This window comes from Cytobacillus gottheilii (assembly GCF_001636345.1).
GTDB lineage: Bacteria > Bacillota > Bacilli > Bacillales > Cytobacillaceae > Cytobacillus > Cytobacillus gottheilii.
Genome location: NZ_KV440945.1, coordinates 3,078,740 through 3,093,105, shown reverse-complemented (window position 1 = coordinate 3,093,105; position 14,366 = coordinate 3,078,740). Strand labels below are relative to the sequence as shown.

Annotated in this window: 12 protein-coding genes and 1 riboswitch; of the genes, 5 read left to right on the top strand and 7 right to left on the bottom strand. The window is 39.5% G+C overall.

Translation table 11 applies throughout. From position 1 onward, the window contains the following. Positions 1–11 precede the first annotated feature (11 nt). A complete protein-coding gene (locus tag A6754_RS14910; protein WP_066447313.1) occupies positions 12–4,367 on the bottom strand; it encodes a S8 family peptidase in 4,356 nt (1,451 codons plus the stop codon). A gap of 668 nt (positions 4,368–5,035) precedes the next feature. Here A6754_RS14910 and A6754_RS14905 point away from each other — a divergent pair. Continuing rightward, positions 5,036–5,575: an RNA polymerase sigma factor gene (locus A6754_RS14905; protein ID WP_066447308.1), complete on the top strand. Its 540-nt coding sequence runs from the start codon at positions 5,036–5,038 to the stop codon at positions 5,573–5,575. Beyond that, positions 5,550–6,146 (top strand): hypothetical protein, encoded by a 597-nt coding sequence (locus A6754_RS14900; RefSeq protein ID WP_156495807.1) that lies wholly within the window; start codon positions 5,550–5,552, stop codon positions 6,144–6,146. The genes A6754_RS14905 and A6754_RS14900 overlap by 26 nt, the downstream gene beginning before the upstream one ends. A gap of 108 nt (positions 6,147–6,254) precedes the next feature. Here the strand turns inward: A6754_RS14900 and A6754_RS14895 are convergent, their stop codons facing one another. The 5 genes from A6754_RS14895 to A6754_RS14875 all read right to left on the bottom strand — a co-directional run bounded on the left by A6754_RS14895 (position 6,255) and on the right by A6754_RS14875 (position 9,395). Then, positions 6,255–6,479: a hypothetical protein gene (locus A6754_RS14895; RefSeq protein WP_066447301.1), complete on the bottom strand. Its 225-nt coding sequence runs from the start codon at positions 6,477–6,479 to the stop codon at positions 6,255–6,257. A 107-nt stretch (positions 6,480–6,586) separates the two neighbouring features. Then, positions 6,587–7,333, bottom strand: a complete 747-nt coding sequence (locus A6754_RS14890; RefSeq protein WP_066447300.1) for an ABC transporter ATP-binding protein — start codon at positions 7,331–7,333, stop codon at positions 6,587–6,589. After that, the gene (locus tag A6754_RS14885; RefSeq protein WP_066447297.1) at positions 7,330–8,097 is read right to left on the bottom strand and encodes an ABC transporter permease; all 768 of its coding nucleotides are present in this window, start codon (positions 8,095–8,097) and stop codon (positions 7,330–7,332) included. The genes A6754_RS14890 and A6754_RS14885 overlap by 4 nt, the downstream gene beginning before the upstream one ends. Next, positions 8,094–8,387 carry a thiamine-binding protein gene (locus tag A6754_RS14880; RefSeq protein ID WP_066447294.1) on the bottom strand — a complete coding sequence of 98 codons (294 nt, stop codon included), beginning with the start codon at positions 8,385–8,387 and terminating at the stop codon, positions 8,094–8,096. The genes A6754_RS14885 and A6754_RS14880 overlap by 4 nt, the downstream gene beginning before the upstream one ends. A 12-nt stretch (positions 8,388–8,399) precedes the next feature. Next, a complete protein-coding gene (locus tag A6754_RS14875; protein WP_066447291.1) occupies positions 8,400–9,395 on the bottom strand; it encodes an ABC transporter substrate-binding protein in 996 nt (331 codons plus the stop codon). A gap of 132 nt (positions 9,396–9,527) precedes the next feature. After that, positions 9,528–9,634, bottom strand: a riboswitch (TPP riboswitch). 263 nt (positions 9,635–9,897) lie between these two features. Here A6754_RS14875 and A6754_RS14870 point away from each other — a divergent pair. The 3 genes from A6754_RS14870 (at position 9,898) to treC (ending at position 12,839) form a co-directional block, all read left to right on the top strand. Continuing rightward, positions 9,898–10,503 carry a cell wall hydrolase gene (locus tag A6754_RS14870; RefSeq protein WP_066447288.1) on the top strand — a complete coding sequence of 202 codons (606 nt, stop codon included), beginning with the start codon at positions 9,898–9,900 and terminating at the stop codon, positions 10,501–10,503. Positions 10,504–10,677: 174 nt separating this feature from the next. Beyond that, entirely contained in the window at positions 10,678–10,875 is a 198-nt protein-coding gene (locus tag A6754_RS14865; protein WP_066447285.1) for a twin-arginine translocase TatA/TatE family subunit, read from the top strand. A gap of 278 nt (positions 10,876–11,153) precedes the next feature. After that, positions 11,154–12,839, top strand: coding sequence for an alpha,alpha-phosphotrehalase (treC, locus tag A6754_RS14860; RefSeq protein WP_066447281.1), 1,686 nt, complete (start codon positions 11,154–11,156; stop codon positions 12,837–12,839). 81 nt (positions 12,840–12,920) lie between these two features. On the opposite strand, the gene A6754_RS14855 is transcribed toward treC, so the two are convergent. Beyond that, positions 12,921–14,138, bottom strand: a complete 1,218-nt coding sequence (locus A6754_RS14855) for a NupC/NupG family nucleoside CNT transporter (protein ID WP_066447278.1) — start codon at positions 14,136–14,138, stop codon at positions 12,921–12,923. Positions 14,139–14,366 lie beyond the last annotated feature (228 nt).

Genomic DNA, 14,366 nt, shown 5'->3' with positions numbered 1-14,366 from the left:
TAGGAAAAGATTTATTTCTTCTTGCCTTTTGACTTAATTTTAGAGTTAATCCAAAGTTTTCCATCTGTTACTTCACGGCTTTCATTGCCATAATCATCAGTAATTTTCACTTCAATTTCTGCTCCAGGTGCTTTTACATTTGAAGTTGCCGTGTAATAGCCTACATAATGACCATCAGATGTTTCCATCATAGGCAATTCTGTAGCATTTGAAAGTTGAGCTCCAGCGTTCGTTAAAGGCATTCTGATGCTGAAGGTAGCATCTAGTCCAGGTTCACTTTCAAATTCAATTTTCACAGATTCGCCTTTCTTTAGTTCAAGATTTTCTGCCGGCACAAGATTCTCAATTACCGGTGCAGTATACTTCGCATCAACTGTGACATTCTTTCTGATGCGGTTGCCTGCTTTGTCTTGCGCAATGACCTTAATGTCATTTTCTCCTTCTTCAAGAAGAAGTCTCAGGGAGAATTGGCCATCCTCAACTTTTGCCTTTTTGCCATTTACTTTAACCCAGTCAAGGTGATCATCAGTTACTGTACCTTCTACTGTCACCGTTTCTTTATTTGTTTTTGAGTCATTTTCAGGGCTTGTAATAACCAGTTCTGGCTTTGTATCATCAAAAATGATGGTTACAGGCTGGGAAGCATCTGTAGCACCAGTTTCTGTTGTTACTTTCGCCGTAAACGTGTTTTCACCTTGTGTTAAAGGCACTTCAGCAGAGAACGTTCCTTCACTTGTAGATTCAGTTTGAGCTGCTTCTTCATCACCATTGAAAATGGCAACTGTCACATTTGGAGCGGTAGTACCTTCAATGACAGCCGTATTATTCTTTGTGAACGAACCATCAGCAGGTGAAGTAATAACAGGAGCTGTTAGTTCATAGCTGACAACAGAACGAATCATGTAATTTCCTTCCTCAGCAGGAACAGGTGACCATGCTCCGTCAACGAATTGCCAGCTTCTTTCAGCATTTGGACCATTTTCATCCGTTCCGAGGCCAGGTGAGGCAGTATTTATATTGCTTTGGATATAGACTAAATAAAAGTCGCCATCTACTGTAATGCCATGTTCCGTTAAGTCAACATGTGTCCATTCTCCATTACGCAATGCGGTTGCATCAAATGGACCGGCGAGTTTCGTGCCAGGAGCACCATCTGTGCCGTCTGCATCATACACTTCTACTTGGAAGTCAGTTCCACCAGGGACTGGCCATTCTGTATCCCAGAAACGGAATAAGCCTCCAGTTACCATTGCTTGATCATGTCCTTCAGCTAAAGACATTTTCACAGCCCAGCCGTTACCAGCATCATAAAATGCACGTGCATTTTCAGCAGTACCGTCATCATATCCAATTTCACCTTCAAAACCGATAAAAGGTTTTAACTGAATATTTTGCTCTACATCTCCTGAAACAATTACGGAAATTTCCTGACTATAGAAGGAAGGAGCCATTACTCTTAACGTATATTCACCTTCATAGGCAGTTAGGCTATATTGTCCATCCTCATCCGTTGTAACAGGTGAGACTGCACCATCTTCAACTAACAGCAGGGTTGCATTTGCAACAGGATCACCAGTCGCTTCATTTGTAACAGTACCGGAAACGGTTCCTTGTGCAAGTTCTTCTAGAACAAAGTCAGCTGTTGTCTCACCATCTTGTTCAATGACAACAGTCTGTGTTGCCGACTGATAGCCATATGCTTCTGCAAGAACCGTATATTCACCGGCTGCGTGTGCAAAAGAATAGGAGCCATCTGCTGGATTTGTTGTTACAGAGCGGCCAGACTCTAAAACACTTACTTTGGCGCTGATCGGAAGAAGAACTGGAGCTGCGTCTTTACCGCCTTTTTCTTGGTCATATTCTTTGCTGAAAGCAGGCAGAATTTTATTTGGATCAATCTTCTTATCTTTTAGAGCAACACTGCTGCCGCTAGGGCTCGTTGTATTTCTATTTACACCAAGACTGATTTTAGATGCAGATTCTAAAGGTGCAGATGAAAGAGCTACATCATCAATATACCAGCCTTCACGTGGAACAGAACCATCTGAAGTAACGTTAAATGCGATATATACCCGCTGTCCTGCATATTCGCTTAAATCAACCTCTCCATCAGTCCAAGAAGCTGTTACATCATTGACACGAAGAGCCTGTGTCCAATTTTCCATATCTGTTGAAACAAATACATGACCATAATCATAATTACGCTCAAGATTATGCCATTGCTTAAATTGCAGATAAGTATTGCCTTCTGGCAGGTCAACTGGCGGCATCAGCAATGTCATATTTGCATTGTTTTCATAGTTGCCGGCTAATGAAGTAGCATAGACATTTTCACCAGATGAAGCACTTCCAGGACCCGAAACAGGAGCACCCCATTCCCAGCTATTCCCTTCACCGTATGATGTCCAGCCAGTAGGAGCTGATTCGAAATCCTGGCTATAGCCTGTTGTAATTCCTGGAACAACGGAGACTTCAAATGTGTCTGAATCAACACCATTTCCGCCGAAGTCTGTTGCTTTCCATTTATAAGACACAGATGGCTCGGCAATTGCTTCTCCTGGAATGACAGCTTCATACGTTCCGTTCTGATAATCTCCTGAAACGCGTTCAGCTTGGATCGTGCTGTAGCTGCCGTCTTCTGTTAAGTATTGAAGTTCAATCTGCGAAATGCTGACATTATCAGATGCTTGCAGCTGTAATGCTAAATCCATTCCCGCAAAAGTTTCTTCAGGTGCAGTATGTTCAATTATTGGTGCTTCTTCATCGTTACCTTCTTTTGCTACATGACCTTTTAAAGTGCCCAGTCCAGTCATGACAGATGAAACGGCATCAAAAGCATTAACAAGCCCATAACCAAAGCCGTTGTTTGGAACTTCTGTATATGTGCCATTCGTTAATGGTGTAGCAGTTGTTATGAGGATTTCTTCTATTTCATCAACGGTTAGACTTGCATCCACTTGGCGCAGGAGAGCAACAACTGCAGAGACATGCGGTCCTGCCATTGATGTGCCGTTCCAGCCGCCTTCATAACCGCCGCCAGGTACAGAAGAACGAATATTTACGCCTGGAGCAGAAATATCAGGTTTAATTTCATCATATGGAGAAGGACCTAATAGAGAAAAACTGCCTAATCCATTGTTGATGTCTGTTGCACCAGTCGCAAAGGATTCAGGATAGTTCGCTGGTGTAGCGACAGAACCAGGTCCGCCTGGATTGAATAATGTTGTATTACCTGCTGAGAATTCTGGGAATATTTCCGCTGCACGCCAAGCTTGAACCATTGGCAAGTACCATTCATCAAGACCAGGGCCGCCTCCCCAAGAATTGTTAACAACGTCTGGTGCGTATTCAGGGTGTGGATTTCCTTCCGCATCCTTTGGTGCCAAAATCCATTCAGCTGCTGCCAGCAGGTCAGCATCTGTGCCGCCATCAGCTGTAAAGGCTTTAACAGCGATCCATTTTGCACCAGGGGCTACACCAACCTGGTTGCTTCCATCAGGTTCTGCTCCAACCATTGTTCCTGTGACATGTGTTCCATGTCCATCATCATCATATGGAGTTGTCTGTCCAGCTGTTGCGTCAAACCAGTTAAATTCATGTGAAGCCTGGTTTGGATTAGCAGGATCAAATCCGCGATATTGATCTTTTAAAGCAGGGTGATTCCATTCAACACCAGTGTCGATAGAGGCAACGACAGTACCAGCACCGTCGACTCCCATTTCCCATACAGCAGGTGCTCCAACACGATCAATATTCCACTCTGTTGCATTTGTCTCTGCATCTTTTGTTGGCTGTACCTGAAGAGATGCTTTTTGCTTTTCTTTTGCTGGCTTATAAAGCTGTCTTGTTTCGTTTGGCAGGATTTTTTCGATCTCAGGGAATTTAGCCAGTTCTTCTAATACATCTTTAGTTGCAGTAACCGCCATTGCATTGACGATATAATAAGATTGTACATTCTTGGCTTTTCCAAGTTCTTCTTGCTTATGAAGAAAGTCTGTTACGGAACCTTGTGTTTCAATTGCAGTCGATCTTAGAGAGGATAAAACAGCCGATCTTTTCATATAAGTTGCTTTTGCAGGAGATGCATTTTGACTGACAGCATTCTTTCCAGCTTTTACAGCTGCAGCTGCAGGATCTGCCTGTTCTTTGAATTTCAGTAAAAATGTTACTTGTTCGTCTTCTTTACTGAATTGCTTTAATAAGGAGCTGTTGATTTTCTTTTGTACAGATTCTACGGCTGCCTTTCTAAATGAAGTGTGAGGTGACCCATTCCCCTCAGCAAAAATGCTGGTTGGAAGCATAAGGGGAAGAATCAGAATAGCTGTAAGTAAAATACTTAACCACCGAAAACCTCTTTTTTTCTTCAAATTATTTTCCCTCCTGTAAATACTTATTTACGGCAGCAAACTCATTTCACCCCTTTCCTGTACCTGCAATTGCCGATACAAAGACTTTATCGAAAAAAAACCGCATAAGTTGTCAGGATATATCGAATTATAAAACGATAAATACAAAATGAGACAATGGGAACAGCTGTATGTGTTGGCAGCGGGACTTAATAAACAACCTTTTTACAAATTAATAGACATTCATGCCCAGAAATAGCAAAAAATCATCTGGGAAGCTTCTACAATATGGAAAAAATGAGAAAAAGGGAGAATAGGGTATAAAAAATGAAACAGCAGGCAGGAAGGAAGAAACAGGAGAGAGGTTGGTAGGTCGATCAGCACTAGTGTTTAGAAAGTAAGAAAAGTTAAGCCGATCTTCCTGATATTTTTGCTGAATAAGTTATTGCTAGATTGAAAATAAAAAGGTTACACTTCGTTCGTACTATTATTGACGAATCCTATTAAAACAAGGCAAACGTATTAAGTGGCTAAGGTATTGCAGGAAAAAAGATACAATAGCATGGGAAAATGTAAAAAATAGGTGGATTTTCATAACGATCATTGGTAATGTAGTAGTATCTTGTTGAGTATTCATAATATTATGTTTATTTTTACAGGAACCATAACAGAAACGGGGAGGCTTCCATTTGGTTAATTCAGTTTCTGATTCAGCATTCGAACAAATTTATGATGAATACAGTGATAAAATTTATAGCTATATTTTCCTTCTCGTACATGAAAAAGGAGCTGCGGAGGATCTCACACAAGATACGTTTATCAGAGCGTACAAATACATGCATCAATTTAACGGAGAATCACATATTTTTACATGGCTGATTAAAATTTCACGTCATATTGCGATAGATTACCTGAGAAAGAAAAACCGATTTTTATTTATCCCAATTGAACATTTTCAGTTTGGCTCTCAAGGTGAAACCCCTCAGGAGATCGTCTTAAAAGGCGAAAAAATTGAAGTCTTATACACAGCGATAAAAAAACTGAAGCTTAGCTATCAGGAAGTGTTAATACTGAGGAAAATCAAAGAGTTTTCCATTAAAGATACAGCATCCATTTTGAATTGGAGTGAAAATAAAGTAAAAATCACAACATCACGGGCATTGGCATCTTTAAAAAAGGAGCTGGAGAAAAAGGGGGAGCGTTATGAGGAAGTCTTCTCAAATGGATGAACCTTTTAACGAATTAAATAAGATCTATAGATCAAATAGACAAAAACAGCAAACCCGCCACCGCATCTTTCATGCTATTGAGCACAGCAGGAAAAAGAAACGCCATATTGTCCCAAGATTTTTAACCGCTATTTTTGCCATTTCAGCTTGTTTTCTGTTCAGTTATATTATGATTTTTGCCGAGGATATTTTGGAAGATAAGGTTGCTGTCGGATCATTAAAAGCTGAGAATATTGAATATATTGTTGTTTCGCCGTCGTTATCTGACTCTGCGTTTTCGGCCATTGAATATTCGTATACAAAGGGGCAATCCATTATACAGGATCCTTCCTATTCTATGATTGTGACTGAAATGATCAACCATGCTAAGGAGGAAGAGTATGTACCTGTATCGGCTGCAAAGTTTGATATTATGCTTGTGTTTTCAGAAAATAAGCAGCTGAAAATAAAGTTATGGGAGGAAAAAGAACAATATTTTATTAAAACACTGGGGAGCGAGCAAGTGTATAGACTGGAAGGGGACGAAGGGAAAGTGTTTATAAATATGGTTAGAATGATTGTTCCTGATTGATTTCTATATGGCTGATCAAAATTGATTTTATGCTCTTAATAAAGACTGACATTTTTGATCACAGAAAAACGCTTAGCAGATTAAGGCTAAGCGTTTATGTATAGAGGTTTAAAACTCCAGACAGATGGGGCTCCAATAACCATCAATACAGCGTTTTCCATAAGGAATTCCATTACCGCCAAAGTACTCGTATTCTGTACAGTACCAGCACATTCTTTCTGCATCAGGCTTTATTACGCCGGGTCCTTCAGCGTCCTTTGCGAGATTCTCTGCTTGTATCGTTGGTGTGAAGGCGAATAGAATTAAAAGCAAACATAGTAATCTTTTTTTCATCTATATTCCTCCCATCTGATAGGTATACTAATAGATTAAATCTACCTTCCAAATTAAGGAATAGGGAGAAGTGTTTATTTTATACTGGGTGAAATTTCCTATTTTTATTAGGATTGCTTATTTTCTTCTTGTAATAATTTGTGCAGCTTCTGTCTAAAGTGAATAAATTCTTCAGATAATGGCAATTGTTCATTTCGAGGACGGGAAAAAGGAACAATCACTTCTTCTTTTATTTTGGCAGGACGGTGAGATAAAATAACAATTCGATCTGATAAAAGAATTGCTTCTTCAATATTATGGGTAACAAAAAGGATGGTCGGTTTATGCTTTTCCCATATTTGCAAAAGCCATTGCTGCATATCAGATCGTGTCAGCTCGTCCAATGCAGAAAAAGGCTCATCTAAAAGCATTAATTCCTGCGGGCTTAAAAGTGCACGAATAAAAGCTGCTCTTTGTTTCATTCCTCCCGATAACTCATGAGGATATGCGTTTAAATACTCTCCGAGACCAGCTACTTTCAGCATTTCCTTTGCACGGCTTTCATCTGTTTTTCCTTGAAGCTCCTGACCTAAGAGCGTGTTATCTAAAATGCTTCTCCAAGGCAGCAGTGATGGAGATTGTGGCATATAGCTGATTTTTCCCGTTATTCCGTTAATCTTTTCTTCGTTTAAAGCAATTGTTCCTTCATCAGGAGTCAGCAATCCGCCAATCATATGAAACAGCGTGCTTTTTCCGCTGCCGGAAGGCCCTAGGATCGAGACAAATTCACTTTTTTTTATATGCAATTCTAGTCCGTCTAAAACATGATTAGAACCAAAACGCTTTGATAGGTTTGTTAAAGATAGTACGGTCATTTTGCTTTATCCTCCTTCCATTTCCAGCGAACCATCAGCTTTTCAAGAAGTTTAATGAGTAAGAAGAATAAAAGACTGAGGATCATAATGGCAAAGATGGCAACAAACACTCGATCAGAGCGGAAGGAAGAAGACGCTAATGTCATGTAAACACCAACTCCCATTCTGGCACCAACCCATTCTGAAATCACTGCACCCATTACACTATAAGTTGCCGAGATCTTAATTCCGGAAAAGATGCCCGGTAAAGCGGCAGGCAGTTCTAACTTCCAAAAAAGCTGCTGTTTAGTTGCTCCAGCCATTTTCATATAATGCTTTAAGTCTGCAGGTGTTTGTTTAAACCCATCGAGTGCAGCAACCGTAATAGGAAAAAAGCAGACAAGCGTAATGACAATGACTTTCGGCAGAATTCCAAAACCGAACCAGATGACCAAAAGCGGGGCAAGAACGATCACTGGCACGTTTTGCGACAGAATGAGAAGCGGATAAACTGATTCTCTAACAAAAGGAAGCATGTGCAGACAAAAGGCAGCGGCAAGCCCAACAGCTGCACCAATCGCAAAGCCATATAGTGATAAACTGGTCGTCGAAAGCAGGTGAGGTGCAAACTGAGACCAGCCGTTATATGCTTCCTGAAAAATCAGGCTTGGTGCAGGGACTAGCCAGGATGGTGCTTCAATAAACCTGACAATCCCTTCCCATAATAAGAATAAAAGGAGGAGAACAAGTATTGGTCTCCATCCTTTCTTTAAAGCAGTATTCATCCTTTATATTTCTCCGTTAACGTATCCATTGTAATGCCATCTGGCTGGAATAGTATTTTGATTTGAGAGATAACATTGGAACTGCCAATCTCAATCATTTTTTCGTTCATTTTCTTAATAACCGCAAAAATTTGATCCAGGTCACCTTCCATAGTGGTTTCAAGAGGGTGTACCTCATATTTGATGCCAGAAGCATCAATAATGGCAATCGCCTCGTCAACGTACGGAATGACATTTTCCCCATTTTTAGTTTTTGGAATTATTTGTATGCTTACTAAAGAATTAGCCAAGATTTTCTCCCCCTATTTTGGTAAGTATTCGTTCGTAAATGCTTTTTCTGCATCCAGTTCGCCATCGAGCAATCCATTTTCAAACATCCAATTACCGTAGTTTTTCCATACTTCTAGTTTTTGTACTCCCCATTGATCGGCATCATCTTGATAACGAGGTGCCAGCCATTCCTGACTTTTCTTAACCAGTTCAGGATCCAGGTCTGGAACTGCTTCTATTAGAATGTCAGCAGCTTCCGCTGGATTTTCAATTACATATTCATACCCTTTTGATACTCCCTCTAAAAATGCTTCAACCATTTCAGGATTAGAGCTGATCATGTCCTCATTTGTGGCAAGAACAGGTGTATAATAATCCAGATTCTCCGAGTAATCGGTAGGGTAGATCATATTTAAATCTATACCGCGTAATTCTGCTTCAATCCCAGTCCAGCCGTAAAAGATCCAAGAAAAATCAACATCTCTTTCAACTGAAGTAAAGAAATCTGCACTGCCAATATTTAAGATCGTAACATCATCGGCACTTGCATTCTCAGATCTCATTAGAGATTCAAGGATTTGCTCTTCAACTGGAGATCCAAAGCCTCCGTATGTTTTTCCTGCAAAATCTATAGGAGTTTCAATATTTTTTTCTACAGGAGAAGCAAAGCCTGACGTATTATGCTGAATGACAGCTGCAATCGAAACAAGCGGTACACCCTGAACTCTTGCTTGTGTAATACTTTCCTGGTAACTGACTCCAAAATCTGCTTTGCCCGAAGCAATCAATTGATCTGCACCAGCATCACCAGGCAAAATAATGTCGACATCAAGTCCTGCTTCTTCAAAATAGCCATTTTCAACGGCTGCATAAAGTCCAGTATGATTTGTATTTGGAGTCCAATCCAAAACAACCGTCACTTCTTCAAGTTCTTCCGCCTCATTGCTGCTGTTGTTTTCCGTATCTTCGTTATTTCCGCAAGCCGTTAAAACCATTAATAACGATGCAGTTAACATCCATTTTTTCATAATATCCTCCTCATTGTGAAGATCATTCCGTGAAGATCTCAGTTAATGTCATATGAGTAGTATGGAACAATTCCCTTATAAACATAAAACCCCTGGCTGCTGCAGCCAGGGGACATAATAAATAAGCATAATATTGCTTTACATTATGTTCCCTACGCTGGTATCAGCCAGATCAGGTTCAAAGGGTTATCATTATATAATGAAATCTCAACCGCAGAGCGGTTCCCCTACATAAAACGATATGAAATTATATTCAAGAGTCTCAGTCTTTACATACTTGTAAAGTATTTGTTTAAAAATGGTTAGCGTTCCACATTACGTCTTCATTATAGCAAAAAAATAAGAAATTTCTAGTAAAAAGCTTTTAATGTTTTAGCAAGAAGAATGACGGAACAAGATTTTACCAGATTAACCATGGAAAAGATTAAGTTTGTCCCGTTCTTGAACAATGTGTTACAGTAGTTTCTGTTGTTCCGAGACTATAATGAATGGAGGAGAACGAATGAAAAAATTTGTTCTAAGCATGATTGCCGCTATTGTCATGGTCTCATTCCAATATACATTTACTGAACCAAAGAAAATAAATGCTGAAACGCTGGACTCTGTTACGATTTACAATGTTAAGGATCAGGAAACATTATATGATGTGGCACTGAAATTCTCCGTATCAGAGCTGGAATTAAAAGAAGTTAATCATTTGTCAGCAGAAGCTATTCATTCTGAAGATAAATTAATTATTCCTAATACAATATCCAAGAAAGAGAAAGACTTGCTTGCCAGGCTTGTTCATGCTGAAGCAAAAGGTGAACCTTATAAAGGAAAGGTTGCAGTGGCTCAAGTTGTTTTAAACCGAGTAGAAGATGAGCGATTTCCTGATAGCATTAAGCAAGTGATTTATGAAAAGAGACAGTTTCAGCCTGTCGACAATGGAAGCATCAATAAACCAGCTGATAAAGAGGCAAAAAAGGCAGTAAATGAGGCAATAGCTCTAGAGGGACAAGTGGATAACGAAGCTGTTTATTTCTTTAATCCGGATTTGACGAATAGCATCTGGTTAAGAGCTCAAACCGTTACAGGTGAAATTGGAAAACACCGTTTTGCAAAGTAACATGGCAGAAGCTATGTTACTTTTTTATTTTTAAGGGAAGAGAGACCTGGAGTTAGAAGAAGCTTCAGCAGGTTTACCTGCCATTGACAAAGGTGATTTTGATATGGGCATATTACCGGGTTACTTGAATTTCTGTTTATCTTCGTCTATGATGCAGGTAAAGGAGTGGTTGTTATGTTATCAAATATAGGTATTCCAGGTTTAATTCTTATATTAGTATTAGCACTTATAATCTTTGGACCTAAAAAATTGCCGGAAATTGGCCGTGCTTTTGGACAAACTCTAAAAGAATTTAAAAACTCTGCAAGAGATTTAACTTCTGATGAAGATGAACCTAAAGACAAACCAAAGAATTCTTTAAGTAAAGATTAGGATTCTGTACACGTTCCTATAAATATGCGAGGCTCAAATCTTTCGGGATTTGAGCTTTTTTGGTTTTTATGTTTTGAAAGGACATCAAGAAGGATAAAAAGTGAATAAATGGCTATAACGAATGATTTGACTGTAATGTTTATACAAGTTAAAATGAAAGCGAAAACAGATAACATGTATATACAAGTAAGGGCGCTTGGTGAAATTAAAACAAAGAATAATATTTACCAGTAAAAGTCTTGGTGAAACAATAAAACTAACAACAGGTGTGATGAATAGTGAATGAACCATGGTGGAAAAAAGCTGTAGTATATCAAATTTATCCGAAAAGTTTTAATGATACGACTGGAAATGGAGTAGGAGATTTGCCTGGAATTATTGATAAGCTCGATTACTTAAAGGAGCTTGGAGTTGATTGTTTATGGCTTACGCCCATCTATGCTTCTCCTCAGCGAGATAACGGGTATGATATTAGCGATTACTTCCGTATTCAAGCCGAATATGGGACTATGAATGATTTTGAAAGTCTCTTGAAGGAAGCTCATGTACGCGGCATTAAAGTAATTATGGATATTGTTGTTAATCATACATCGACGGAGCATGACTGGTTTCAGGAAGCGAGAAAATCTCGCAATAATCCTTACAGAGATTATTATATTTGGAAAGAGCCAAAGGAAGATGGAAGCGAGCCAAATAATTGGCAGTCTAAGTTTGGAGGTTCTGCCTGGAAGCTTGATGAACAGACTGGCCAATATTATTTGCATCTATTTGATGTTACACAGGCAGATTTAAATTGGGAAAACGAAGAACTGCGCCAAAAGCTATATGATATGATGCACTTCTGGTTTGAGAAAGGTGTTGATGGCTTTCGATTGGATGTGATTAACCTTATCTCAAAGGATCAGAGCTATGCCGATGATGATGGGTCCATTCCGCCAGGTGACGGCCGTAAGTTCTATACAGATGGGCCGAGAGTTCATGAATACATGCATGAAATGAACCAAAACGTTTTTTCTAAATATGACTCCTTAACAGTGGGAGAAATGTCATCTACTAGTATTGAACATTGTATTCAGTATTCAAACCCAAACCAGACGGAACTAAGCATGACATTTAATTTTCATCATTTAAAAGTAGATTACCCTAATGGCGAGAAATGGGCTCTAGCGGATTTTGATTTTATTAAACTAAAGCAAATTTTATCTGAATGGCAAACAGGTATGCATAAAGGCGGCGGATGGAATGCTCTTTTCTGGTGCAACCATGATCAGCCCCGTGTCGTTTCACGCTATGGTAATGACAAGGAGTATCACCTTGAATCAGCTAAAATGCTTGCGACAACCATTCATATGATGCAAGGAACGCCATATATTTATCAGGGAGAAGAGTTTGGGATGACAAATCCGGGCTTTGAATCAATTGATGAGTATCGAGATGTTGAATCTCTTAACATGTATAAACTCATGCAGCAGCAAGGGAAAAGTGAAGCAGAAATCATTGAGATCCTCAAGAGCAAATCACGGGATAATTCTCGTACACCAGTGCAGTGGAATAGTCAGCCTCATGCAGGTTTTACAAGCAGCACTCCATGGATTAATGTGGCGGGAAATTACGAAAAAATTAATGCAGAAAATGCATTAAAAGATGAAGATTCCATTTTTTATCATTACAAAAAGCTAATCAGCCTTCGTAAACAGTATGACATAATTACAGCAGGTGACTATCAGCTGCTGGCTGAAAACGATGAGCGAATATTTGCTTATATACGCAATGGAGAGAATGATAAATTGCTTGTAGTCAACAACTTTTATGCTGATTCGGCATCCTTTAAGCTGCCGGACGAAGAAAATATTGATGGCTATAAGGCTGAGATACTGCTTTCAAATTATGAGCACTCTCCAGAGCCGTTTGCCGAGATAAAGCTTCGGCCGTATGAATCGATCGTTTATTATTTAAAGAAATAAAATAAAAAGGTAATTGCGAATTCAGAAGCAATTACCTTTTTATTTTCATATATAATTCATTAGACTGAATAGAAAGAGTGCTTAGAATAACATTCCAGCAATTGCTGCACTAAGCAAAGAAGCAAGTGCACCGGCAATAACAGCTTTTATGCCAAGCTTTGCAATGTCTGCACGGCGATTAGGTGCCAGATTTCCAAGTCCGCCTAAAAGGATGCCGAGAGAGGAAATATTGGCAAATCCGCACAAAGCAAAGCTAATAATGGCAACGGTTTTGTCTGTCAGCTGATCGATTTCAGGTGCAAAAGCTGAATATGCAACGAATTCATTTAGAACAAGCTTTTGGCCAATGAAATTGCCGGCTGTAACAGCTTCGTCCCATGGTACTCCGATTGCGAATGCAAGCGGTGAGAAGACATAGCCTAGAATCATCTCAATTGAAATATCTCCATATCCAAATAGACTGCCGATTCCGCTTAAAAGACCATTCAGCAGAGCAACAATGGCGATAAATGCAAGAAGCATTGCCCCGATATTAAGAGCAAGATTAAGGCCGACACTTGCTCCTTTTGCGGCAGCATCAATGACATTGGCTGCATCTTTGTCATCGTCCATCTCAAATTCCTTCGGTTCTTCTATGCCCTCTGTTTCTGGCAAGATTAGCTTGGCCATTACAAGGCCGGCAGGGGCAGCCATAAAGCTGGCAGCTATTAAATATTCTAATGGAACGCCAAGCAATGAATATCCAATCAGAACGGAGCCGGCAACGGATGCAAGTCCGCCAGTCATCACTGCGAACAGCTCAGATTGAGACATGCGGGCAATATACGGTTTGACAACAAGGGGTGCCTCCGTTTGTCCCACAAAAATATTTGCTGCAGCGGAAAGAGATTCTGCTTTGCGAGTTCCTAAGAGCCAAGAAAGACCTCCACCCAGAATCTTAATAAAAAATTGCATAATCTTTAGATAGTAGAGTACAGAAATTAAAGACGAAAAGAAAATAACAACCGGTAATACTTGAAAAGCAAAAACGGAAGTAATGCCAGACTGTTCCGTGAAAATGCCGCCAAATAAGAAGTTAATTCCTTCATTTGCATAGCTGATAATATCATTTACCCGCATTGTTAACCAGTTTAATACACTTCTTCCTGTTTCCCATTTTAGAACAAGAAAGCCAAAGAGAATTTGAATCGCTAACCCGGATAAAATAGTTCTGAGCTTGATGGAGCTTCGGTTATTTGATAAAAGGAAGCCGATGCCAAGGACAACAATGATTCCGAAAAGGCCCCAAATGAAATTCATAATATCACCTCAATAAAGTATTCAAAGCTGCAATATTTGTATTATGTACAAACGGACTGACAACATGTGAATATGTTTAAAATAGAGATACCAGTGATCGAAGAAACAAACTTGTAGAATTATACCCTTTGAAGTAAAGGATAAGCATATGAATATCAAGAAAAACACTGACAAGAAAAGAGGATTGCAAACTCTTGCGGCGGACGATACAATTGAGGGTATGACAAA

Coding starts and splice junctions, on each gene's coding strand:
- A6754_RS14900 (WP_156495807.1), top strand. CDS start 5,550: ATGAGGAAGTCTTCTCAAATGGATGAACCTTTTAACGAATTAAATAAG.
- A6754_RS14895 (WP_066447301.1), bottom strand. CDS start 6,479: ATGAAAAAAAGATTACTATGTTTGCTTTTAATTCTATTCGCCTTCACA.
- A6754_RS14890 (WP_066447300.1), bottom strand. CDS start 7,333: ATGACCGTACTATCTTTAACAAACCTATCAAAGCGTTTTGGTTCTAAT.
- A6754_RS14885 (WP_066447297.1), bottom strand. CDS start 8,097: ATGAATACTGCTTTAAAGAAAGGATGGAGACCAATACTTGTTCTCCTC.
- A6754_RS14875 (WP_066447291.1), bottom strand. CDS start 9,395: ATGAAAAAATGGATGTTAACTGCATCGTTATTAATGGTTTTAACGGCT.
- A6754_RS14870 (WP_066447288.1), top strand. CDS start 9,898: ATGAAAAAATTTGTTCTAAGCATGATTGCCGCTATTGTCATGGTCTCA.
- A6754_RS14865 (WP_066447285.1), top strand. CDS start 10,678: ATGTTATCAAATATAGGTATTCCAGGTTTAATTCTTATATTAGTATTA.
- A6754_RS14855 (WP_066447278.1), bottom strand. CDS start 14,138: ATGAATTTCATTTGGGGCCTTTTCGGAATCATTGTTGTCCTTGGCATC.